Genomic DNA, 22,715 nt, shown 5'->3' with positions numbered 1-22,715 from the left:
TTTTATTCGCTAAAAAGAGTAAGTGTCATGGTTTGGTTATGTAGTTCGCATGTTTTGCCTGATGTAAAAGGAGCTAGCTCTCCGTAAGAATAAAAACCGCTTACTACTGCTTGATCACCTATTAATTCTATAACTTCTTCTACTTCTTCTTCAACTCTTTGATCCATGACTAGTTTTCGGCCAATACAACTTATCAAAATTGCTAATTCTGGTCTATTAGAACGGTTGTCCATTGCAATTTGAGCAGCCTTAGAAGCTCCATCCGCTATATTGTCGATATTAGCCATCATTAATTGTACCACTGAACCTTCTGGGACGTCTCCTGCTAGTATCATTGTATTAGAGGCCTCGTCTATAGACAAAACTGTTCTAACAATGGGTTCTGATCTTTCTTTGGATTTCACACTAAGAGGATATAATAATGCTGATTGCGGTAATAGAGAAGCTTTGTCACCCAGATATCTTTTGTATAGGTCTAATGCCGGTTGATGGTCCAGTTCGTATAAGATATTATGATCAGATTTTGTAATGATTCTTTCTGGTCCAAATGGGGTCCAGCCGCCAAATTGTGCATAAGAGATATCTAAGGTGTCACCGTAAAAACCGATGACAACAATTTCTCCTTCTTTTGAGTTTTGATTATATCCAACTAATGTTTTTTCGAACCTATCATTATCACCACACAGACCACCTGTAAAAGTTACATCTTTGTATTGCGATTCTAATCCTTCTATCAAAGCAGAACCGTTTACAAAACTCCCTTCAGAAACGACAAATACATGTTTTAATCCTTCTTGAGGTAATTTTTTGATTAGTGTAGCACCAAGAGTACGAGCATCTTTATCATGATCTAGTATGTTTTCTCTTTTTATAATAAAACTACTTTTTTCAAACTCTATGGCGGTAATTGTAATAGCATTATCATGCACACGTTCTCCAACAATTTCTCCTGCAGTCGATCCAAAAACAATTTCTCCATCAGGAAACATTTGCCTTATTTCTTGATATAATTCAGGGTTTTCTAATTCAAATCGATTACCAAAAACAAGTACCAATGGTTTTTTGAGTTCCTCTGTATGCTCTCGGACAACCATCCAATCTTGATTTTTTAATTTTGTAAGTTGTTGTAACCTCATGGCACTTATTTTTTGAGTGTGAAAAAAAACGTTGTTCCTTTATTTTGTTCTGATTCTATCCAAATTTTTCCCTCATAAAGTTCTATAATCTTTTTTACGATAGACAACCCAATTCCCGTGGACTCTTTGCCATCACTTATGGTCTGAAATACTTGAAATATTTTATGATGGTATTTTTCTGGAATTCCCGGGCCGTTGTCTTTGATAGCAAATTGCCAAAAATCATTATTTTCTGTGTAAGAGATGTTAATAAGCCCTTGCTCTTTATCATTGTATTTTACAGCATTGTTAAGTAAATTTTGAAATAACTGCTGCAACCTGAATTTGTCTCCTTTTATTACTGGCAAATGGGTATCTATTTTTATAGTAATATGATCAGGAATATATATAATATCGATAGTGTCAGCTACAATTTGCTGAAGATTGATTTTTTGTTTGGGTTGGTCTGATTTATCAATGCTTGCGTATTTTAAAATTCCATTGATCAGATGATCCATTTTGTCTATTTTTTTCAACAACATATCAAAAGATTGTTGTGCATTTTCATCCAAGACATCTTGGTAATCCTCTTTTAGCCATGTGATTAAAGCATTCATGCTTCTCAAAGGAGATTTTAAGTCATGAGAAACGATATGGGCATAATCATTGAGTTCTTTATTACTTTTTTCTAATTTTTTGAGTAATAAGTCTCGTTGTTTTTCATGTTCTAGTTGTTCTGTAATATCTTCTATAAGAGCGACCTGATATTTTACACTTTGGTCTTGTTTGCGTACTGCTGCTACGCTTGTTTTTGCCCAAAATGTAGAGCCATCATGCCTTAGATACCTTTTATTGACAGTAAAGTGGTCAATCTCGCCTTTGTTCATTTTGTCCATGCTGATTGCCGCTTTTGTATATTCATCTTTGATGGATATATCTTTTACTTCTTTTTGTAAGAGTTCTTCCTGATCATATCCTAAAAGATTTTGAAAAGCTTTGTTGGTTTGTACTATTTTACCAAATTGAGAAAGTACAATACCTAATGAAGAGTTTTCTACGATAACAGATAATTGTTTCTGTTGTTCTTCAAAACTTCGTTGTCTAAAAAGCTCATCGGTTATATCTCTTACAATACCTTGTGCAGCAACAGGTTTTTTATTTTTATCCTTGATGATGCTAGCGTTGATATGTACAGTCTTAATACCGCGATTTTTGGTATATACTCTTGCTTCATAATCAGAAAAAGAACCTTCTTTAACAAGTTTTGCAAAAGAGTTCATTGCATAGGTAAAATCCTCTTTATAAATTAAGGACACGACATTAAGTCTCTCTTTGTGGATATCATATCCAAATAGTTCTACAGCAGCATTATTCATTTCAATAACGTTGCCCGAAAGATCCATAAGTACATAAGCATCTACCAGGTTTTCAAACAAACCTTGCAGTTCAGAGCTTTTCGTCTCAATACGATCCTCTAATTTTTGGTTTGTACTCTTTAACTTAGTAGTTAGTAAGTACAACTCTTTAGATTTATCTTCGAGAATTTTTTCTGCTTGTTTTCTTGCAGCTTTTTCTCTGGATAAAGCTCTTTTAAGTATTTCTATATCATTACTGCTCATTGGTTTTCATGATACTAAATTTCACTTCAGTTGCATCTGGTTTTAATTTTTCAAGATGTATTTCGGCTTCACTATTAAAATGCTCAAAAGTTTTGTGCATTAATCCTAAACCAAAACTGTGCATTGCCCGCGATGATCGGTATATCATGATTAGTTTGGTATCTGTTTTTTCTAAAATCTCAAAAGTTGGTAATTCTGCATCCGGATATAGTTTTCTAACCTCTACATGGATATGATTTTCTATAGATGCCAGTAGTTCCATTGGATCGTTGTACTTACTAATCATGTCAGGATAATTACTTATCAATACACCAAAAAAGTGTTCGGCATAAGTGTATAAGAGTTCGTCTATACTGAGACCGCTATGTTTGCTAAGATTAGAGAGTAGCGCTATCATTTCGGTAAAATCATAAGTACCTACAGTAGTATATGCACCTTGAGAGGGTAAATCTGATTGTTCTATGATTTTGTCAACTACATCGTATCCAAATTTTTGTTCTACTAATTCTAGAAATTCAGTAAAAATAATACCTTTCATCTAATGTATTTTTGATTTAATTATAGATGTAAACGATTATTGACCATATATGTATGAGTCAATTTATTTGTTGTTACATTATCTGTTTACAAATTCATTAACACTCCAGTATTCGATCAGGCATTTTATTTTATGTGCATAATCTTCGTACTTAAGAGGTTTAACGATATACCCGGCAATTCCTGTTTCATAGCTTTCTTTTAGATCACTATGATTATCAGAGGTGCTAAGTATTACAACAGGGGTATATTTTAACGATGGATTTGATTTAAGAATTTTAAGAAATTCTAAGCCATTCATTTTTGGCATATTCAAATCTAAAAAAATTATGTCAGGTATCAGTTCATTATTTTCTAAAATTTGTAGCGCGTCTTCACCATTTTCGGCTTCAATTAGTTTATGAGAGTAATTATTTTTTTGCAATACTCTTGCAAATTTTAATCGTTCTATTTCATCATCTTCTATAAGTAAAAAATTGAATGCCATGATTTTTCTATCTTAGTTTTGTTATCTATAATTTGTAATCAGTGTAAAGATGCTGTTTTAAATACTAGATTTCTTTTGAACATAGATAAAACAGCTTTTAGTGTAGATGAATGGTAGTTTTGTATAGGTGATTGGTATTTAGAATATGTTTGATCTTTTTTAAACATAAAATACACGATTTACCTGTTTGTTTGTACTTGTAATTTGAAATTATTTTTTTCACTGTTTATGGGGTAGTAGAGGAGTATATGATATTTTAATTTTGAAGTATGTCCCAAAGTAAAATTTAATATAAAACCTTTAATGATAATTGTAATTAAAAGAGTAAAAATAGCGTGTATAGCAATAGTGGTGATGAGCTGTTTTAGTTCTTTGGCTCAATCCGTAGCATCAACAGATCAATTACTCAAAAACGCACGAGATTCAATCGCGATCAATCCAAGTTATACAATAAGTATTATTAATGAGATTTTACAAGTTGACCTTAATAATGATAATAGTGTTGCTTCGATTGTAGATAAAAGTGAATATTATAATGCCATAAGAGAATGGGATTCTGCAATATTCTATGCCAACAAAGCTTTGCCAATAATTGAAAAACCCAAAAGACTTGCTAATACCTATCGGATATTAGGCCATTCTACCAGAAAAAAAGGATATAAAATACAGGAAGCTATAAGTTGGTATGAAAAAGGACTCAAGGTTGCTGAGAAACATCAATTGCATCTGATTGCAAACATGATCAAAGTAGATCTTAGTAAAATCAATACTGGTAAAGAGGATCTTGTCAAATCCTTACGATACCTTTCGCAAGGTATAGCAAGAGACAGAAACTACAACAATAATTTTGTAAGAGGACATATTGGATCTGCAAGATCATACGCTCAAATAGGTAATTTTAAAAGTGCCATACGATCCTTCGAAATGAGTTTAAAACAAATACCTAAAGGAGAAGCTTTATCAACAGTTACTGCTATTTATCAATGTTTATCTGCTCTTTACACAATATTAGGAGAATACGATAAAGCAAAAGATATATATAAAAAAGGTCATGATCTTTGTAGCACTCAGAAAATGATATACCATTGTAATGGTACGATTTTTAAATTGAAAAAATTAAATGCTTTCAAAAATGATTTTACAACAGTAACAGACTCATTGGCATATATCATGAAGAAAGCAAAAAAAGAATATGATCTCGGTTTACAAAAAGAAACCTATCAATATACTTTAGACTATTATAAGGTTATCAAAAGTAGAAAATCATTTAGTGAATATTGGGTGCAATATATGCAGACTCGTAATGCCATTGATAAATTAACATTGGTAAAAAAGACCAGAGAACTCAAAGTCAAAGACCAAATGATGAGGCAACGAAGAAGACTTGAATTTTTAGGCACTTTATCTTCTAATCAAGCATTAAGACTTAAAAATCAAGAACAACTTATACAAGCAATAACCCTACAAAAAAAGCTGGAAAACGAACAGTATAAAAATAAGATTCTCGTTTTAGAAAATAAAAATCAAAAAGAAGTTGTCGAAAATCTCAAGTTGAAAGAATCTCAGACAAAAAAAGAGAATGAACTTGCAAGACAAAAACTTATAAAAACAGCTTTGATCGTAGGTGCTTCGATTATAATTATAGGAGTGATCATTCTTCTTTTTATATATTATCAAAAATTAAAAGCACAGGTAACGCTGAATAAAGTTCAAGAACAAATGAATCAACAAGAAGTTGAGACATTAAAAAAAGATCAAGAATTAAGACTCATCAAAACGACTATTGAGTCCGAGGAGAAAGAAAGAGAACGTATTGCTCAGGAACTACATGATAGCATCGGAGGAAATCTGGCTGCGATTAAGTTACAAGTTAATCATACCTTTTTACAAAACGAAAATGCTGATAAATTAAAAGAACAATTAGACGATACGTATGAGCTTGTTAGAAATTTATCCCATAATTTAATGCCAAAGCGCTTCAAAAATGAAGATTTTACAATATTTTTAAAGGATTATTTACATCGTAATACTAAAAGTGCAGGGTTTAAGTTAAATTTTCAGGTGTTTCCAGAAATACAAATCAATACTTTAGCAGAAAATATACGGATGGAGTTGTTTAAAATTATACAAGAATTATTTATTAATACTGTAAAATATTCAAAGGCAAATCAATTGGATATTCAGCTTAACCTAAATGATAACGTAGTAAAACTATTATTTGAAGATGATGGAAAAGGTTTTGATGTTAATACGATTAACCCTGGTATTGGTCTCATGAATATTAAATCACGTTTGAAAAAATTATCTGGAAACATGCATATAGACACCAGATTAGGGCGAGGTACTATAATAGATATAGATATTCCTACTTATCATAAAACTATACAGATATGAAGAAAAATATTATAATTGTTGATGATCATAAAATGTTCTTAGAAGGATTAAAAAGTATCTTTGATACAGAAGAATCTTACAATGTTGTTTTAACAGTCAATAGTGCTACAAATGCATTAAAGTATTTAGAAATTAATACTGCAGCCGATATAGATTTGATCATTACAGATATAAGCATGCCTGATATGGATGGGATTGCACTTAATAATGAGATCAAACAAAACTTTCCTTCTATCAAAACATTAGTGGTAAGTATGCATGAAGATGCAAAAGTATATGAGACGCTTAAGAAACAAAATGCAGATGGTTATATTCCCAAAAATGCAGAAAAAAAAGAATTATTAACGGCAGTTGATCAAATTTTGAGTGGAAACTCATATTTTGCCAAAGGCGTTCAACAAATACATAGAGATAGTATTTTTACTAAAGAAAAAGATATTATTAACTCCTTAACAGAAAGAGAAAAAGACATCCTTCGCCTTATTGCAAAAGAACATACTACACAAGAAATTGCAGATACATTATTTTTAAGTAAACACACTATTGAAAGTTATCGTAAAAACTTAATTTCAAAGCTTAATGTGCGTAACCTTGCGGGATTAACCAAATATGCGATTAAACTAGGTTTGTTGGATTAAGATTTTTATATAAATCAAAGTATAAAAACAGTTTTTGATGATTTTTTTGAATTCGTTATAAATTAGTGTTTTGATAAAAAAGAAATGAAGAAGAGGTATTTTGTATCCTTTATCATAGTGTTGTTGTTATTTGGTTGTTCAAATGACGATGATTTTATACAGCAAATCCAATTATCTGGTAAAACATTTGATCATCTTCTTTTTGATACAGAACAAAAGTGCATAGATGCACAGCCAGATCCTAATTTTTTTATCAACTGTCATCAAGAAATCAGTTTTATTGATAAAACAAATGCAACTATTATTTTTAAAGATATTGTGTATCCTGTAACGTATAGAATTGATAGCAATGTAATAACGATCAATTCTGATATCGAGAATGATGGATTTCTAAATAGTTTGGTTTTTGAGATTATATCTTCTTCATCGATTAGACTTCTAGACAACGATACAATTTGGAACGAACGTAAAGGAGATTCTATCTGGGATTAAAAACAAAATATTTGAGGTTTTATTTTAATCTAAAAAAAATAAAGCTTTTCACTGTTTTCAGGTAAGATGCAAGTTACTTTATTTATCATTTTTGATATAATAAAAGTAAGATACCAAAACAAAAAGTTAACAAGAATGAAAAAGCTAATCATATCATATATAGTATTACTAACAGGACTTTCTATACATGCACAAGATACTACAGATACATGGTTTTCTTTTTTTGATGAAGAATCCCAATTAATAGGCTACAAAAATCAACAAGGAGAAGTAAAAATAGAACCAAAATTTATGGGGCTTACTATGGCCAAAGAATTTAATGGGATTATTGCAGTAATGGAAGAAAAAGAAGGAAAATACCCTTCTTATTACCTTACGAAATCAGGTAGAAAAGTGGGAGTAGATAGTATGAACGTTGTCAGTAATGGTTTTGATTGCGAAAATGAAGGTTTTATACGATTTAGGGATCAAAAAACATATAAAACAGGAATGTTTGATAGTGATGGAAATATTGCAATACCACCTGTGTATAATGAGATTTCGAGAGTACATAATGGAGTAATTTGGGCACTTAAAGGTGCAAAAAAAGAATATTGGCAAGAATATCATAAGGAATCTGGTTGTAATCATTACCAATGGGTTGGGGGACAACATTTACTTATCAATACAAAAAATGAAATATTGATCGATGATTTTAAATACGATAGAGAGTTAGACTTATATTCTTTAGAAATTCAAAATGAACCCACTTCTTCTCCTTATAAAGTAAGTTTTAAAAGTGTTTACAATAAGTATTATACGTTTGTTGACGTCAAAAAAGAATTTACGTATTGGTTTGAGAATCAATTACTGCCAAAACTGTCTGTAGAAAAGTTAAGAGAATTTTCTATGGATAGTATAACATATAGCAAAGAGCCAGAAGGTTTAGTCACGAAGTCCAAAGATGATTTTTCTCAGCATAATTATAATATAATCATAGAAAAATTACTTAGTACACAAATTAAGGGGGCGGATTTTTTTATCAGTATGAGTGAACTCAATCCTTTTATATTTAAAAGAGAGAACTACAGATCTTATTTCAATACCTGTGATGAGGCTAAAAAACAATATCCTCTTATGAAAATAATCATAAATAATGATTTTGATCTTCCTCAAGACCATATAGAATTTTTAAAAACAGATTATGGCTATCGATGCATTAGTGTAACATTGGGGAGTGCAATATTAGAATGATATATTGAACACTCAATATCATAATTAGCAATACTAATTTTTAATTTTAAAAATGATAAGATTTTAAGATATAGACTGTAAAAGGATCTTTTGCTTTTCTATATTTGTTACTAATAACTTAATCTAAATAATTGTTCAAAATGGGATTTTTTAGAAAACTATTCGGAAAAAAAGATAATGTAAGACAAAGAGAAGGCCTACCTGATGTCTATGACATACCAAACGAAGATGAAAGAATGAATTGGGGAATGGAAAAAGCCAGATTAACACTTCACTATTTTCAAGAATGTTTACAAAATCCTAAAATTGGTCAAGATTATTTTTCTATCAAAGCAAGAATAGAAGATAACGGTATGATAGAGCATATTTGGTTGACAGACCCTAGTTTTGATAATGAAGGAAATATTTTTGGAGTAGTTGGAAATGAACCTATTGATGTACAAAATGTTTCAATGAACCAAAACATCGGAATAACAAAGGAATTTGTGTCTGATTGGATGATTATAGAACATGGAAGACTAATTGGGGGATATACGATAAGAGCTGTGAGAGAAGGGCTTGCCGGAACTCAATTAAAAAACTTTGACCAAAGCCTTGGAGGAATGATTATCGACGAGGGAGAAGACTATTTTACTCCTAATCTAGACACTCCGGAAGGTGCAATCTTATTGCTCGAAGAAGCCTATGATCATGATGATATAGAAAAGGCGATCTATTGCAAAGATTTTGATAAAGAGGCAGAATTAATGCTAAAAGAGACGTTGCAAATAGAGATTGATGACGAATTAATACAGAAAACCTCAGAAACACTCAAACTTTCATTTATTCAAAGTTTACAAGAAAATGGGATGCCAAAATTTAATGGTATCAAAAGAGCTTTCAGAAGACAATTTAAGGCAGATGATCACTGTTTGGTCACAGAAATATGTTACTACCCTGATGGAGGAAAATCTTTTCAAAAGATTAATACGTATAAAATCGATAATCAATGGAAGGTGCTTAGTCCAGAAGATTAATCTCAATATTAAAAAAATTAATAAAAACATAAATCTATTATTTGTACATATCTCAAAATGACAGAAAATCAGGAGTTTATTTATGCGTCTATCCGCAATCAAGTTCGATCAGGCTTGTTTTCTCTAGAAGAAATAGAACTAAATATTTTTGAAGAAATAGAGGATAATGGTTTTGAAAAAGAAATATCTAATGAATGGGCACTTTCTACAATAGAAAAAGAAATCAAGGCATTAGATACAGATAGTGAACAATGGGAAAAAGAAACCGATGTCGATAAGTTGGTAAAAGTGTTTGATGCGTTATGTAAAGAAAATATTATTGCATTGCACTGTGCCGGTTATACAATGAGTGATGGAGAAACCGAAGTAGTAGAAATAGAAGTAGAATTAAGAAATCATGGGATACAATCAGACGGCTACTGTTTTTATCACCAACAAGACCTGGAAGCGGCAGTTAATGAAAGTAGAAATCTATTTTTAGCATTTCAAAAAATTGATAATGAAGATGAAGCTACAGCTGTAGCAGTTGGAAAACGAATAGTGCAAAAGCTAAAAGAATATGGATTTAAAACCAATTGGGAAGAAACAGTACATAGAAGAATAGAAATCACCAATTTTTGTTGGAAAAAAAAGTTTGACAACACCACTAGAGACCTATTGGATTATGAGCAAGTTTTAGAATTGATGTTAAACAATAAAAAATAATTTTTACCTGTAGTAGTTAAAATTTAATTTGACAATTTGAGTCAATTAGTTGATCAAAAAAGCCCAATATACTGTAATATTGAGCTTTTGAGGTATATAGAATAATTTATTTATTAATCAACTACAGGAAATGTTTTTATATAATACAACGTCTGATTAGATAAAACTATACCCAATCTATTTTTTTCATAGAATTCTGCATAATGATCTTTTTCCAGAAATTTATCACTCATGTACCAGTCTACTTTGAATGTGTTTTCTGCTCCTGTTGTAATTAATCTTCCTTTTAAATCTCCCTGTTTCCAATTATCATTTCCTCCGGATAAATAGATAATATCATAATTACTACCATTTTTTACAATTCCTAGAGTGTAAGAACTTTTACTATGATGTTTAGAATATACTTCATAAATACCTTCCATGCCTTCATTTTTAGATGTAAGATATTTTTTTAAGCTTTGTGTGTCCCATTTTGTTTTTGGATGGTCTTTTAATCGAGAAGTCAGGTTATTTTCTTTCTCAAAAACTTCAAAATCATATGTTACAGTAGTAGGAGCTTCTTCCTTTGATTTTTTCAAAACCTTCCATGATGTATCACTTAGATTGATTTCAAAAAATAGTGCATTTTCTTTAGTAAGATCAACAGATAGTAGTTTTGGTTGATCAAATTCTGATGATTTAATTTGTAAATCATGTTTGCCTTTTGAAACATCAATCCTAATCCAATCATATACCATTTTATATTTTGTATTCTCATTGTTTTTATTCTTATGAAGGATTGTTATTTCATCTCTTTTCAGGTTTCTGTTTCCTCCTGCAAAAAAGTATATGTGTTGAGCGGCTACGGCCTGCACCATACATACAAATAGTAGAAAAGTTGCAAATTTTGTTTTCATGTGTAAAGTTTTTTAAGATTATATTTCAAAATTGAAGAATGCGGACGCACATGAATACCCTGAAAACAGTGAATGGCAGAGCTTTAATATAACATTAAGGATTATTTAAGAAAGAAAATAAATACCCACTACAATTTTCACTGTTTTCAGGGTATTTAAAAGAGTTTTTGTTTAGCATCTTTGTACTGTATTCATAATAGTACAAGTTTATACTTAAGAATATTATGATAAGGTTTGTGTTAATAATGTTTGAATATCAAAACATAATTGAGGGTACGTTTTGATTAGTTTGTAAATAGAGAGGGTTTGGATTAACTTAGGGGTAATATTCTTTATGAAATACCCTCTCTATTTTACATTTCAACCTTCTAGAAGTATGCTATCAAATATCTTTTGTAGCAAGATAAAAATCTACACGCTCGATTGAAGAATCATTAAGTCTTTGATCCATTTCTTCTAATGTTTTTGGTGGCGGAACAATTACTTTATCACCTTTTTTCCAATCTAATGGCATAGCTACTTTGTGTTGATCAGATGTTTGTAAAGCTTCTAATGCTCTTAGAATTTCATCCATATTTCTCCCAACATTAAGAGGATAATACATAATCAAGCGTATTTTTTTGCTTGGATCTATAAAGAATACCGCTCTTACGGCAGCAGTTTCACTCTCATTTGGTTGAAGCATACCGTATAACTTGGATACTTTCATATCAAGATCTGCGATAATAGGAAAATCAAAATATACTCCTGTATTTTGCCTTACATTTTGCACCCAACCCAAATGCGCATGGATACTGTCAATACTAAGTCCTAACAGTTCAGTATTTAGAGCTTCAAATTCTGATTTTCTGGTTGCAAAACCGCTCATCTCTGTTGTACAAACGGGTGTAAAGTCTGCCGGGTGCGAAAACATGATAATCCATTTATCTTTTGCAAAATCCGAAAGTTTGATGTTTCCTTTTGTAGTTACTGCTTCAAAATCAGGAGCATCATCTCCGATTCTTGGCATCACAAATACCTTTTCAGGTGTTGTGTCATAAGTTGTCTCCATTTGATTATAGATTTTAATGATTAAATATTTATTTCTCAATAAATTTAAGCTATAGTATAATGGAGGGCAGTAACCTTTGTTACATATATAGAGTTTAACTTAGAATTAACGACGATTACATTTTTAACTATTCTATTAGGAGATAAATCTAGCTGAGTAATAGTGATTCTAATTAAACCTTTTTACCCTTTAGCATCTTATTCCAATATAGATAAGGTAAACCGTACTTTTTTAATAACCATAATCGCCAATGTTCTTTATCACTATTAAAAAGAAAAACTTTTTTCAGCTTAGGATCTGGAGTAAAATTACTCTCGTAATCAAATTCTGCTAGTGCCATTTTACCATATCCGGTCACAAGCGGACAAGAAGAATATCCATTATATTCTTTGTTTGATACTTCTCGATGCTTCATAACATCAATAATGTTATCTACAACAACTGGTACTTGTTTTCGTATTGCAGCACCTGTTTTTGCTGTAGGTAAGCCTGCTACATCACCCAACCCAAAAATAGAACTGTATTTTTTGTGCTGTAAAGAATGATGATCAACATCTAACCAACCATTTTTATTTGCTAATACAGATTCACGTATAAATTTTGGAGCAGTTTGCGGCGGAGCAATATGCAACATGTCAAAAGGCATCTCTATAATAGCGTCACCACTTAGTCGTTCACCGATAGATTTATCTTCTGTAACTACACATTGATTTTCATTCTCTCCCGTATGCCTAAAATAAATGATTTGTTTTTCTGCATCGATTTTAAAAGGAGCATAGAAGGTTTTGAAATAGATATCATATCGTTCAAGAACATGCATTAGGGTATTTCTAATTGGCTTTACTCCAAAAATTACAGATCCCGGAGTTGCAAAAATCACGTTGGTTATTGAGCTCAATTTATTTTTTCTGAAATAATCTGCAGCGAGATATGCTATTTTTTGTGGAGCACCACCACATTTTATAGGAGTAGTTGGTTGTGTAAAAACGGCATTTCCACCTTTGAAGTTTTTGATAACCTCCCAGGTATGTTCTGGATCTGTATAATTACTGCAAACAACCCCTTTGCTTAAAGATTCTGTAAGCCCTTCTATCATTGATGGTTCCATAATGAGACCGGTAGCTACAACGAGATAGCTATATTTAATGTGACCACTAGCTTTAGTTTCGACTACTTTATGTTCAGGATCGATATCAATAGCATAATCTTTTATCCAATGGACTCCTTTTGGGATCACACTTTGCATTGATTTTGCTGTGTTTTTAAAATTATAGGCGCCAGCGCCAACTAGTGTCCATGCCGGTTGATAATAGTGCGTATCTGAAGGTTCTATGATGGCAATATCAATTTTTTTATTTTTTTTGAGCATTTGCGCCGCTACCATAATTCCTGCTGTTCCTCCCCCTATAATTAATAGTTGGTGCTTTTTAGTCATAATTTGTTGATTTTTAATATGAAATATCTAAAACTATAACATAATTATTGAAATTTTTGTAACATAGGTTACATAGCAAGATCATTAGGATACTATTTTCGATAAAATAAAAACCTTCTCTGCTCATCGAACAAAGAAGGTTCATCTTCAACCTTAATTTCTACTTTTTACTCGATAATCGAGATGTAAGTACTCCGTGGCTTGGCTGGAAATCAAAATTATTTTCTACCGATGCCTTTTGGGTTTAACCCAAGGGAGTACACTAGCGTTTAACTATAGCATTGTTGTAGGTTCAATAAATTCTGATTTGGGTAGAGATGTTTCTTTTAACCCTTTAAAACCTCCTTCAACATCAGAAAATTCATTCCAACCTCTTTGTTTTAGGATTGAAGCAGCAATCATACTTCTGTATCCTCCTGCACAGTGGATAACAAAAGGTTGATCTTTTGGAAATTCAGCTAGACGTTTATTGATTTCATTTAGAGGTACATTTATTGCATTGATAAGATGCTCAGAGTCATACTCACTCTTTTTACGTACATCAAAAATGAGTGTTTCTTGTTTATGATAACGGTGTTCTAATTCTTTTGGCGATATCCGATGTATAATATCATAATCTCTACCTTCAATTTTCCAGGAGTCAAATCCGTCTTTGAGATAACCAATAGCATAATCATAACCAACTCTGGATAATCTTGTAATTGCCTCTTCTTCTTTATCGGGATAAGTGATTAACAATATAGGTTGTTTTACATCTGGGATCATTTCGCCAACCCATTGTGCAAAACTACCATTAAGCCCTATGTTAATACTATTTGGGATGGCTCCTTTAGCAAAATCTAAAGCATCTCTGGTGTCGAGTATTAAAGCCGAAGTCTCATTTGCAACTATTTCAAAAGCATCTGGCTCCAAAGCTTTTGTAGCTCTATCCATTACTGTGTCTAGGCTTTCATATCCTTTGATGTTCATCAATACATTCTGGGGGAAATATCCGGGAGGGGTGGTAAGTCCTTTGAGCAGTGCTTCTATAAACTCTTCTTTGTTCATGTCTGCACGTAGTGCATAGTTCAATTTTTTCTGATTACCTAATGTATCTGTAGTTTCGTTACTCATCATTTTTCCGCAAGCAGAACCAGCCCCATGATTAGGATATATAATAAGACTATCGTCTAATGGCATAATTTTATTGCGAAGCGAATCATAGAGATGCCCGGCTAATTTTTCTTCTGTCAATTCTGAGACTACATGTTGTGCCAGATCAGGTCTTCCTACATCTCCGATAAATAAAGTATCTCCTGTGATGATACCGTGTTCTTTTCCATTTTCGTCAATCAAAAGATATGTTGTACTCTCCATAGTATGTCCCGGAGTATGAATGACTTTTATTTTATAGGCTCCAAGTTCAAATAGTTGCCCATCTTCTGCAATGATAGCTTCGTAATTAGGTTTAGCTCCAGGACCAAATACGATTTGCGCACCGGCTTTTTTTTGTAAATCTAAATGTCCGCTCACAAAATCCGCATGAAAATGAGTCTCAAAAACATATTTTATTTCAGCATTATCCTCTTGTGCTCGCTCAATATAAGGTTGCACTTCTCTTAAGGGGTCAAATACGGCTGCGACACCATTACTTTCAATATAATAAGCTGCGTGAGCAAGACATCCCGTATAAATTTGTTCTACTTTCATGATTCTATCTTTTAAAATTTTGATGGAATAAATATATATCCGAAATATTAGAGATACAGTGACTTAAGTCACCTAAGAACTTTTAATTGTTTGTAATGCTATTTTCTTTTGTAATGCTGTTTTTTGGATAGAATGATTACAGTGTTCATATGCTTCATACGTTTTTACAAATAAATTTTCTTTTCCAATAGCATGAATAAGCCCACTACTGAATAAAATATCTCTAGTGGGACCAATAGCACCGGCTACCATGAATTGGATATTTTTGTTTTTTAATTCTTTAATTATTTGTAAGAGCATATGCGCAGCACTACTATCGATATAATTAATGGATTCTGCATTGAGGATAATAGTACGTAGTTCTTTCCCTTTTTGATCTATTTGATAATAAAGTTCTTTTTTAAAATAATCTTTATTACCAAAATATAATTGTGCATCAAATCTAATAATCAGTATATGTTGAGAAGTTTCTGTGTCGGTATTAAAACGATCGATATTTTTAAAATAATTCGTGTCTTTTATTTTACCTAAGATAGCAATATGCGGCTTTGAAGTTCTGTAGACTAAAAGTAGCAAGGATATTAATACTCCTGTAAGAATTCCTTCTTTAATTCCTATAGTGAGGGTAATTATAAAAGTGATGATTAGTAATAAGAATTCGTCTTTTCGGTTTTTGAATAGCTGTATCGGATATTTGATATCTATCAAACCAAAAACTGCGGTCATTATGATCGCAGCAAGAATAGCATTAGGAAGGTAATAAAATAATGGTGTTAGAAATAGTAGGGTAAGTCCAACAACTAGAACACTAACCAAAGCTGCAATACCTGTTTTTGCGCCCGCCTGATCATTTACAGCAGTTCTAGAAAACCCACCCGTTGTTGGGTAGGATTGAAAAAGAGAACCAATCATGTTTGACGCTCCCAGAGCAATTAGTTCTTGATTAGCATCTATTTCATAGTCAGTGTGTTTTTCTTCTACAGCTTTGGCTACAGAAATAGCCTCCATAAAGGCAATAAGTGCTAGTGTTAATGCAATAGGGAGCAATTCTGTAATCCTAGTATATGGTACAGATGGAGTTTTAAAATCAGGAAAACCTTTGGGAACAGTTTCTACAATTTTTACACCCAGATCATGAAGTCCTGTAACATAGACACCAACAATACCTAATACTACAACAATTAAGGCGGCAGGAATACTTTTATGTATTTTTTTGATTCCTTTGATTAAAAATATAGAAAAAATACCGATTCCTAATGTATATAGGTTGGTCTGATCAATGGTAGCAAATGCATTTTTCAGTAAAATATGTACTTGATTACTTCTTTCTATGGTTGTTCCTAATAGGTGTTTGAGTTGACTTAATCCGATGATGATCGCAGCTGCGGAGGTAAATCCACTAATAACTGGTTTTGATAAGAAATTTACTAAGAACCCCATTCTTAATACTCCTAGTAAGAGTTGAATGCTTCCCATAAATAAAGCAAGAAATATAGCCATTGCAATATATTCTTCGATACCTGATAATGATAAAGCTCCTAGGCCAGAAGCAACAAGTAGAGAATCCATAGCTACCGGTCCAACTGCTAATTGTCTCGATGTACCGAGGATTGCATACATTACTTGAGGGATAAGTGCGGCATAAAGTCCAAATACAGGAGGTAAGCCGGCAATCATTGCATAGGCCATTCCTTGGGGGATTAACATGATTCCTACTGTTATTCCTGCAGCAATATCACCAGACAAATACGATTTCTTGTAATTGGGTAACCATTGTAGAATTGGAAAATAGCGTTTTAACATCTAAAATATGGGTTATACCATGATTAATAAACTAATATGCGATATGGTATTACAGATTAATGATTTCGATATAATTTCTATGAAGTTCTATTTTACCTAATTTTTCAAGTTTTTTTAATAATCTTGAAATAACAACTCTAGAACTATGTAATTCGTAAGCAATTTCTTGATGTGTATTATGGATACTCGTTTCGTTATTTACACGAGCTTTTTCTTTCAAATAATCGACCAAGCGCTCATCCATTTTATTGAAGGCAACACTATCCAGAGTCACTAAGAGCTCGTTGAGTCTATTGTGGTAACTTTCAAAAACAAAATTCCTCCATGATTTGTATTTTGCAGTCCATTCTTCCATTTTTCTAATGGGGATCATAATCAATTTTGCATCTGTTTCTGCAATAGCCCTGATTTCACTTTTAACCTCACCAATACAACATGTCATTGTCATAGAGCAAGTATCGCCTGTTTCTAAATAATATAGTAACAACTCATCGCCATCTTTGTCATCTCGTAGTACTTTGATCACGCCAGAGACCAACAAAGGCATCCCTTTTATATAATCTCCAACTTCTATCATTTTAAAACCAGCAGGAATTTCTTTGAAAGTGCCGACCTGAACGATTTCATAAATTAAAGCATCCTCAAATTGGTTTCCGTAACTATCTCTTAACTCTTGAATCATTTAACTTTCTGTGTTATATTTTTGGCAATAGATTTATCATAAGAAAAGAAAAAATTAGCCCAAATGGATTTTGAGACAGCTCCGATATATGGCATTGCCAATACAAGGGCTACGACTATACTTATGAAAATCTCAATAGGTCCTAAATCAAGACCAAACAATTTGATCAAAACAAAAACAGCTACAGCTACAGCAATACCTACTCCATATGAAACATACATAGAGCCGTAGTAAAAACTAGGCTCTATGCTATATTTCAATCCACATTTAGGACATTTTTCTCTTACTTTGTTAAAATTTGCTAAGTTGTATGGATGAGCTTTTAAAAATTTCCCCTCATGACATCGAGGGCATTTTAAAAATAGGATGCTGTATAATTTTGAACCTTTACCAAACATGATTTTTAATTTATAGTATGATATAGTATTTGTGTTCTACTACGTTAAAATAGTAATAAAATAAGTTAGTAAGAATACCTGCTTAAATTTTTTATAAAGGTATAGTTTCAAAAGATATCCATCAGTAACAATGGTTACATATACAAAAAATGAGTGATTTCTTATATGCTATATTGTTTTGATAATATAGCCCACTTTTTTAAAAAAGCATATCAAAATAAAAGTATAAATCTTACAATTTTAAAATGTAATCACCGTTATATTTCTTTATGATTACCAAGGTATCACTAGAGTGTTAATTTCTACTTAATTAAAAAAACACGTCATTTTTTATCCAATTCACGTCATTTAGTTATTTCTTTTGATCACTAGCTTTGTATTAAATCTTATTTAGATTAAATAAAAATAAAATATGTTGCTAGAAACTCAAATTAGTCTTAAACCTAACCACACTCTTGACCATCTTTTTGATGCAAATACAAAAGAAGAATATGCAGAATATATTGAAAAAACAGTTCAATATCTCAAGAGTTTTTTAGAGAATGATCAGTTTTATAGTGGTGCTTCTCCAGAGGAATTACGAATGTTTAAAAATGATATTTCGGTAGAATCAGGAGATACATTAACTATTGATGAAACATTACAAAAGATCAAAACCGTTTTTTTGGATCACGCTATTTCATTTCATCATTCCAACTACGTAGCGCATCTTAATTGCCCATTAGCTTTACCAGCTTTGGTTGGCGATTTAATCGCTTCTACTGTAAATACAGCTGTAGAAACATGGGATCAAAGCACTACTGCTACACTAATAGAGCAAGAAATGATTCGTTGGATTTGTGATTTGATGAATCTGCCCTCTCAGGCCGATGGTGTTTTTACCAGTGGAGGCACACAATCAAATTTTAAAGCTATTTTGATGGCAAGAGACCATTATGCTTTTACACATTATGGGATTAATCTAAAAGAAAATGGGTGGTCTGACCAGGTAAGCAGATTCAGGATTTTCTGCTCTGATAAAGCACACTTTAGTACTAAAAAGAATGCCGCCTTACTAGGTATGGGTTACGATGCCGTTATTCCTGTGGCTACAGATGATAAAATGAAGATGGATTCTAATGCTCTTGTACAAGCTATAGAAAAAGAAAAACAACTTGGCAATATTCCTATTGCGATAGTAGCTACAGCAGGAACAACTGATTTTGGAAGTTTTGACCCTTTACAAACCATTTCTAAAATTGCAAGAGAATATGATATATGGTTTCATGTTGATGGGGCATATGGTGGATGTTATGTGCTAACAGATACGCATAGACATCTCCTTAATGGTATAGAACATGCAGATTCAATTACAATAGATTTCCATAAGACATTATTTCAACCTGTGTGCTCCAGTGCATTTTTAGTAAGAGACACAAGACATTTTAAATATGTATCGTATTATGCTGATTATCTGAACCCTTTAGAACATAGGGACGAAGAGCAACCTAATCTTATCGAAAAATCGATACAAACCACAAGAAGATTTGATGCACTAAAATTATGGTTTACTTTGAAAGTAACCGGAAAAGAAAACTTAGGTTTCTTTCTGGAAAAAGTACATCATCTTGCAGTTGAAGTGTATGAAAGTATTAAAGAAGATACCCATTTTGAAGTAGCTCATAAACCAGAGTTAAGTACATTGGTATTTCGTTTTAAAACCCCCGGAATTCAGGATGATAAAACGCTCAATGCTATAAATCTTCATATAAAAAATACACTTTTCAACTCTGGGCAAGCATCAGTAGCAAGTACCAAACTGAATGGTAATATCTATCTAAAGTTTACCTTATTAAATCCACGTAATAGAAAAGAAAACCTCCTTGACATCATTACTATGATCAAAGATCAAGGAATACAATATTACACCTCCAATAATTAAAACCACATGATGATGGAAACAAATAAAATAATTGACTTTGTCGCAGTTGGCATAGGTCCTTTTAATTTGGGCTTAGCGTGTTTAACAAACCCAATAGAAGAAGTAGAAGGCGTGTTTTTGGATAAAAGACCAGGATTTAATTGGCATCCCGGAATGTTGCTTCAAGATACTACGCTTCAAATCCCTTTTATGGCAGATTTGGTTACTTTGGCCGATCCAACAAGTCCTTTTAGTTTTTTAAACTATATTAAAAAACAGGGTAGGATGTATTCTTTCTATATCAAAGAAGACTTTCTTTTACTACGTAATGAGTATAATCAATACTGCCAATGGGTGATACAACAATTACCCAATCTGTTTTTTAATACAGAAGTTACTTATGTAGAATATGATACAAATGATGAGTGTTATGTTGTGACTTCAAAATGTACACAAACCGAAGAGATCAAGGTTTACAAAGCTCGAAAATTAGTTTTAGGAACAGGAACACAACCTCACATTCCTGAGTGCTGTAAAAACCTGAAAGGAAAAGCGATTCATTCATCTTCTTATTTAGATCATAAAGACGCTTTACAGTCTAAAAAAGCAATAACCATATTAGGTAGTGGGCAAAGTGCCGCAGAGATTTTTTACGATCTATTACAAGAGATTGATACCAAAGAATATCAACTTAATTGGATTACAAGATCGCCAAGATTTTTCCCACTAGAATATTCTAAGCTGACGTTAGAAATGACTTCTCCAGAGTATGTAGATTACTTTTATAATCTTCCTTCAGAAAAAAGAGATCATCTGATCAAGAATCAAAAACATCTTTATAAGGGAATCAACCAAAACCTTATAGCAGATATTTATGATCTGATATATACAAAACAACTTACTAATAAGGTCAATATACAGTTACGTACCAATTCAGAATTAACAGCAGTACAATTTAATGAAGCTGAAGAAGTGTTTAGTCTAGAATTAAATCAAGTAGAGCAGGGCAAACAATATGGGCATCAGACAGAGACTCTAGTTTTGGCAACGGGATACACCTATCATATGCCTGAGTTTATCAAAGGAATTTCAGATCAAATACGATGGGATGATAAAGGAAGATATGATGTACATCGCAATTATAGTATAGACAAATCGGGCGAAGATATTTTTGTACAGAATGTAGAATTACATACGCACGGTTTTGTGACTCCTGACTTGGGTATGGCCTGCTATCGTAATTCTTTTATTATCAAAGAAATTATGGGCAAAGAGTATTATCCGATAGAAAAACGTATTGCTTTTCAGCAGTTTGAAGTCACTGAAGAAGAAGAAATTCTTACTGAAGCCTCTTTTATAAAATAAACAAGTGTATACATCTCATAAATCTTTATGTGGGTTTATGAGATGTACCTATAAAAAACAGTAATGAGCCTAAAAAACTTTCTTATTTTGATGACTCTTGTAGCAGTAGTAAGCGACTATTTGCTACATCCATTCTATCCACAGTTTTTTGAGGCTCGTTTCGGGATTAAAGATCCAGAATTTGTAGGATATTATTTTGCTGCCATTTGTTTTATGGTGATGATAGGATTTCCGTTTTGGGCATATATCTCCAAAAAAGTTTCAGAGCTCAATATATTGGTGTATACACAACTTATTGCCGGTATATTAGCCTTGTATTGCTATTGGACAAGCTCATATTTTAATTTTTGGTTGATTTCTCTGATCATGATTTTCTTCAAAGGAAGTTACTTGCTGGTATATCCTTATATCTTAAAAATCATTACCAAAGAAGAGCATCAACAGACTATTGGAACACTATCCGTTGTAGTGCATCTGGGAGGAATTCTAGGAGCAGTAATAGGAGGGCTAACAGTTGATTTGGTTCAAGCCAGTACAATCTTTTTGATCATGGCAGCAGGAGACTTCGTACAGATGGGTATGAGTCTATATCTGATACAAAATAAACGATTTAATACTAAAAAGAATATAGAACCAGAGCAGTCTAAAGAGGTATCAGCAAAAAGCAGTGTAATGCCCAAAGGTTTTATTTTAAAAATAGGACTGATTACAATGATCTTATATTTTAGTGACTTTTTGATCAGACCATTTTTTGCAGCCTATTGGGAAAGTATTTCGATATACAAAAGTAAATTGATATCAGGGTTTATATATGCAATTCCAGGTTTTGTGGCATTGTTTGCCCTATGGATCAATACCAAACGAAGTAGTTCGCAAGGCAAACACCAAGGAATCATTTCTGCTATTGCTATTGGTATGATAGGGATATTGCTACAAGGAATCCCGGTAGATGGAATTGTAATTGTAGGTAGGATCATATATGGTTGGGCTATTTTTCAAGGAGTCGTTCGTTTTGATGTCTTGTTATTCGAATACAGTACTCCAGAGTCTTATTCGCTGGATTATAGTAAAGTTCACTTTTTTCAAAATCTGGGTGTATTGCTAGCTTCTTTTTCAGTAGGGATTTTAGTTGATCTCCAAGGATTACAGATTCCATTTGTATATGGGCTCGCTGGTTTCATCTTAACCTTTGGTTTGTATTACCTGATATTTTATAAAACATTTAAAGAAAAGCAAGTAAAACAACTCGCTAAAACATAA

Annotated in this window: 20 protein-coding genes; 9 read left to right on the top strand and 11 right to left on the bottom strand. The window is 32.2% G+C overall.

Annotated features, from left to right (window positions below; genetic code table 11):
- Nucleotides 1-2: 2 nt before the first annotated feature.
- The 4 genes from FHK87_RS04585 to FHK87_RS04570 form a co-directional block, all read right to left on the bottom strand.
- Nucleotides 3-1,136: an FIST signal transduction protein gene (locus FHK87_RS04585; protein ID WP_140590511.1), complete on the bottom strand. Its 1,134-nt coding sequence runs from the start codon at nt 1,134-1,136 to the stop codon at nt 3-5.
- Between the two features lie 5 nt (nt 1,137-1,141).
- Nucleotides 1,142-2,734 (bottom strand): sensor histidine kinase, encoded by a 1,593-nt coding sequence (locus FHK87_RS04580; RefSeq protein ID WP_140590506.1) that lies wholly within the window; start codon nt 2,732-2,734, stop codon nt 1,142-1,144.
- Nucleotides 2,724-3,272, bottom strand: a complete 549-nt coding sequence (locus tag FHK87_RS04575; RefSeq protein ID WP_140590502.1) for a heme NO-binding domain-containing protein — start codon at nt 3,270-3,272, stop codon at nt 2,724-2,726. The genes FHK87_RS04580 and FHK87_RS04575 overlap by 11 nt, the downstream gene beginning before the upstream one ends.
- Nucleotides 3,273-3,350: 78 nt before the next feature.
- A complete protein-coding gene (locus FHK87_RS04570; protein WP_140590498.1) occupies nt 3,351-3,758 on the bottom strand; it encodes a response regulator in 408 nt (135 codons plus the stop codon).
- Between the two features lie 303 nt (nt 3,759-4,061).
- Between FHK87_RS04570 and FHK87_RS04565 the strand changes: the two genes are divergently transcribed.
- The 6 genes from FHK87_RS04565 to FHK87_RS04540 all read left to right on the top strand — a co-directional run bounded on the left by FHK87_RS04565 (nt 4,062) and on the right by FHK87_RS04540 (nt 10,236).
- Nucleotides 4,062-6,152: a tetratricopeptide repeat-containing sensor histidine kinase gene (locus FHK87_RS04565; RefSeq protein WP_140590494.1), complete on the top strand. Its 2,091-nt coding sequence runs from the start codon at nt 4,062-4,064 to the stop codon at nt 6,150-6,152.
- Nucleotides 6,149-6,790 carry a response regulator transcription factor gene (locus FHK87_RS04560; RefSeq protein WP_140590489.1) on the top strand — a complete coding sequence of 214 codons (642 nt, stop codon included), beginning with the start codon at nt 6,149-6,151 and terminating at the stop codon, nt 6,788-6,790. Before FHK87_RS04565 ends, FHK87_RS04560 begins: the two co-directional genes overlap by 4 nt.
- Before the next feature lie 84 nt (nt 6,791-6,874).
- On the top strand, nt 6,875-7,282 hold the full coding sequence (locus FHK87_RS04555; protein ID WP_140590485.1) for a hypothetical protein: 408 nt from the start codon (nt 6,875-6,877) through the stop codon (nt 7,280-7,282).
- A 135-nt stretch (nt 7,283-7,417) separates the two neighbouring features.
- The gene (locus FHK87_RS04550; RefSeq protein ID WP_226294086.1) at nt 7,418-8,515 is read left to right on the top strand and encodes a WG repeat-containing protein; all 1,098 of its coding nucleotides are present in this window, start codon (nt 7,418-7,420) and stop codon (nt 8,513-8,515) included.
- A gap of 140 nt (nt 8,516-8,655) precedes the next feature.
- A complete protein-coding gene (locus tag FHK87_RS04545; protein WP_140590476.1) occupies nt 8,656-9,531 on the top strand; it encodes a YegJ family protein in 876 nt (291 codons plus the stop codon).
- Nucleotides 9,532-9,588: 57 nt separating this feature from the next.
- Nucleotides 9,589-10,236 (top strand): DUF6891 domain-containing protein, encoded by a 648-nt coding sequence (locus FHK87_RS04540; RefSeq protein ID WP_140590472.1) that lies wholly within the window; start codon nt 9,589-9,591, stop codon nt 10,234-10,236.
- Nucleotides 10,237-10,349: 113 nt separating this feature from the next.
- Here the strand turns inward: FHK87_RS04540 and FHK87_RS04535 are convergent, their stop codons facing one another.
- From FHK87_RS04535 to FHK87_RS04505, 7 genes are all read right to left on the bottom strand, one after another.
- A complete protein-coding gene (locus tag FHK87_RS04535; RefSeq protein WP_140590469.1) occupies nt 10,350-11,132 on the bottom strand; it encodes a hypothetical protein in 783 nt (260 codons plus the stop codon).
- Nucleotides 11,133-11,514: 382 nt separating this feature from the next.
- Nucleotides 11,515-12,183 (bottom strand): peroxiredoxin, encoded by a 669-nt coding sequence (locus FHK87_RS04530; protein ID WP_140590464.1) that lies wholly within the window; start codon nt 12,181-12,183, stop codon nt 11,515-11,517.
- A 172-nt stretch (nt 12,184-12,355) separates the two neighbouring features.
- Complete coding sequence (locus FHK87_RS04525) at nt 12,356-13,618, bottom strand: NAD(P)/FAD-dependent oxidoreductase (RefSeq protein ID WP_140590461.1); 1,263 nt, start codon at nt 13,616-13,618, stop codon at nt 12,356-12,358.
- 273 nt (nt 13,619-13,891) lie between these two features.
- Nucleotides 13,892-15,307, bottom strand: a complete 1,416-nt coding sequence (locus FHK87_RS04520) for an MBL fold metallo-hydrolase (protein ID WP_140590456.1) — start codon at nt 15,305-15,307, stop codon at nt 13,892-13,894.
- A gap of 72 nt (nt 15,308-15,379) precedes the next feature.
- Nucleotides 15,380-17,110: a SulP family inorganic anion transporter gene (locus tag FHK87_RS04515; RefSeq protein WP_140590452.1), complete on the bottom strand. Its 1,731-nt coding sequence runs from the start codon at nt 17,108-17,110 to the stop codon at nt 15,380-15,382.
- A 49-nt stretch (nt 17,111-17,159) separates the two neighbouring features.
- Nucleotides 17,160-17,792, bottom strand: a complete 633-nt coding sequence (locus FHK87_RS04510) for a Crp/Fnr family transcriptional regulator (RefSeq protein WP_140590449.1) — start codon at nt 17,790-17,792, stop codon at nt 17,160-17,162.
- On the bottom strand, nt 17,789-18,190 hold the full coding sequence (locus FHK87_RS04505; protein WP_140590446.1) for a DUF983 domain-containing protein: 402 nt from the start codon (nt 18,188-18,190) through the stop codon (nt 17,789-17,791). Before FHK87_RS04505 ends, FHK87_RS04510 begins: the two co-directional genes overlap by 4 nt.
- A 412-nt stretch (nt 18,191-18,602) precedes the next feature.
- On the opposite strand from FHK87_RS04505, the gene FHK87_RS04500 reads away from it, so the two are divergent.
- From FHK87_RS04500 to FHK87_RS04490, 3 genes are all read left to right on the top strand, one after another.
- Nucleotides 18,603-20,111 carry a pyridoxal phosphate-dependent decarboxylase family protein gene (locus FHK87_RS04500; protein WP_140590441.1) on the top strand — a complete coding sequence of 503 codons (1,509 nt, stop codon included), beginning with the start codon at nt 18,603-18,605 and terminating at the stop codon, nt 20,109-20,111.
- 12 nt (nt 20,112-20,123) lie between these two features.
- A complete protein-coding gene (locus tag FHK87_RS04495) occupies nt 20,124-21,455 on the top strand; it encodes a lysine N(6)-hydroxylase/L-ornithine N(5)-oxygenase family protein (protein ID WP_226294085.1) in 1,332 nt (443 codons plus the stop codon).
- A 90-nt stretch (nt 21,456-21,545) separates the two neighbouring features.
- Nucleotides 21,546-22,715, top strand: coding sequence for an MFS transporter (locus FHK87_RS04490; protein WP_140592697.1), 1,170 nt, complete (start codon nt 21,546-21,548; stop codon nt 22,713-22,715).

Source organism: Aquimarina algicola (assembly GCF_006443095.1).
Taxonomy (GTDB): domain Bacteria; phylum Bacteroidota; class Bacteroidia; order Flavobacteriales; family Flavobacteriaceae; genus Aquimarina; species Aquimarina algicola.
Note: the sequence above shows the minus strand (reverse complement) of the source record. Positions and strands in the feature narration are given on the sequence as shown.

What these genes read in the sequence shown, in the direction of transcription:
- FHK87_RS04505 (WP_140590446.1), bottom strand. Translation starts at nt 18,190, where the DNA reads ATGTTTGGTAAAGGTTCAAAATTATACAGCATCCTATTTTTAAAATGC.
- FHK87_RS04545 (WP_140590476.1), top strand. Translation starts at nt 8,656, where the DNA reads ATGGGATTTTTTAGAAAACTATTCGGAAAAAAAGATAATGTAAGACAA.
- FHK87_RS04540 (WP_140590472.1), top strand. Translation starts at nt 9,589, where the DNA reads ATGACAGAAAATCAGGAGTTTATTTATGCGTCTATCCGCAATCAAGTT.
- FHK87_RS04500 (WP_140590441.1), top strand. Translation starts at nt 18,603, where the DNA reads ATGTTGCTAGAAACTCAAATTAGTCTTAAACCTAACCACACTCTTGAC.
- FHK87_RS04525 (WP_140590461.1), bottom strand. Translation starts at nt 13,618, where the DNA reads ATGACTAAAAAGCACCAACTATTAATTATAGGGGGAGGAACAGCAGGA.
- FHK87_RS04565 (WP_140590494.1), top strand. Translation starts at nt 4,062, where the DNA reads ATGATAATTGTAATTAAAAGAGTAAAAATAGCGTGTATAGCAATAGTG.
- FHK87_RS04570 (WP_140590498.1), bottom strand. Translation starts at nt 3,758, where the DNA reads ATGGCATTCAATTTTTTACTTATAGAAGATGATGAAATAGAACGATTA.
- FHK87_RS04550 (WP_226294086.1), top strand. Translation starts at nt 7,418, where the DNA reads ATGAAAAAGCTAATCATATCATATATAGTATTACTAACAGGACTTTCT.
- FHK87_RS04555 (WP_140590485.1), top strand. Translation starts at nt 6,875, where the DNA reads ATGAAGAAGAGGTATTTTGTATCCTTTATCATAGTGTTGTTGTTATTT.
- FHK87_RS04560 (WP_140590489.1), top strand. Translation starts at nt 6,149, where the DNA reads ATGAAGAAAAATATTATAATTGTTGATGATCATAAAATGTTCTTAGAA.
- FHK87_RS04490 (WP_140592697.1), top strand. Translation starts at nt 21,546, where the DNA reads ATGACTCTTGTAGCAGTAGTAAGCGACTATTTGCTACATCCATTCTAT.
- FHK87_RS04510 (WP_140590449.1), bottom strand. Translation starts at nt 17,792, where the DNA reads ATGATTCAAGAGTTAAGAGATAGTTACGGAAACCAATTTGAGGATGCT.
- FHK87_RS04515 (WP_140590452.1), bottom strand. Translation starts at nt 17,110, where the DNA reads ATGTTAAAACGCTATTTTCCAATTCTACAATGGTTACCCAATTACAAG.
- FHK87_RS04520 (WP_140590456.1), bottom strand. Translation starts at nt 15,307, where the DNA reads ATGAAAGTAGAACAAATTTATACGGGATGTCTTGCTCACGCAGCTTAT.
- FHK87_RS04580 (WP_140590506.1), bottom strand. Translation starts at nt 2,734, where the DNA reads ATGAGCAGTAATGATATAGAAATACTTAAAAGAGCTTTATCCAGAGAA.
- FHK87_RS04585 (WP_140590511.1), bottom strand. Translation starts at nt 1,136, where the DNA reads ATGAGGTTACAACAACTTACAAAATTAAAAAATCAAGATTGGATGGTT.
- FHK87_RS04530 (WP_140590464.1), bottom strand. Translation starts at nt 12,183, where the DNA reads ATGGAGACAACTTATGACACAACACCTGAAAAGGTATTTGTGATGCCA.
- FHK87_RS04535 (WP_140590469.1), bottom strand. Translation starts at nt 11,132, where the DNA reads ATGAAAACAAAATTTGCAACTTTTCTACTATTTGTATGTATGGTGCAG.
- FHK87_RS04575 (WP_140590502.1), bottom strand. Translation starts at nt 3,272, where the DNA reads ATGAAAGGTATTATTTTTACTGAATTTCTAGAATTAGTAGAACAAAAA.
- FHK87_RS04495 (WP_226294085.1), top strand. Translation starts at nt 20,124, where the DNA reads ATGGAAACAAATAAAATAATTGACTTTGTCGCAGTTGGCATAGGTCCT.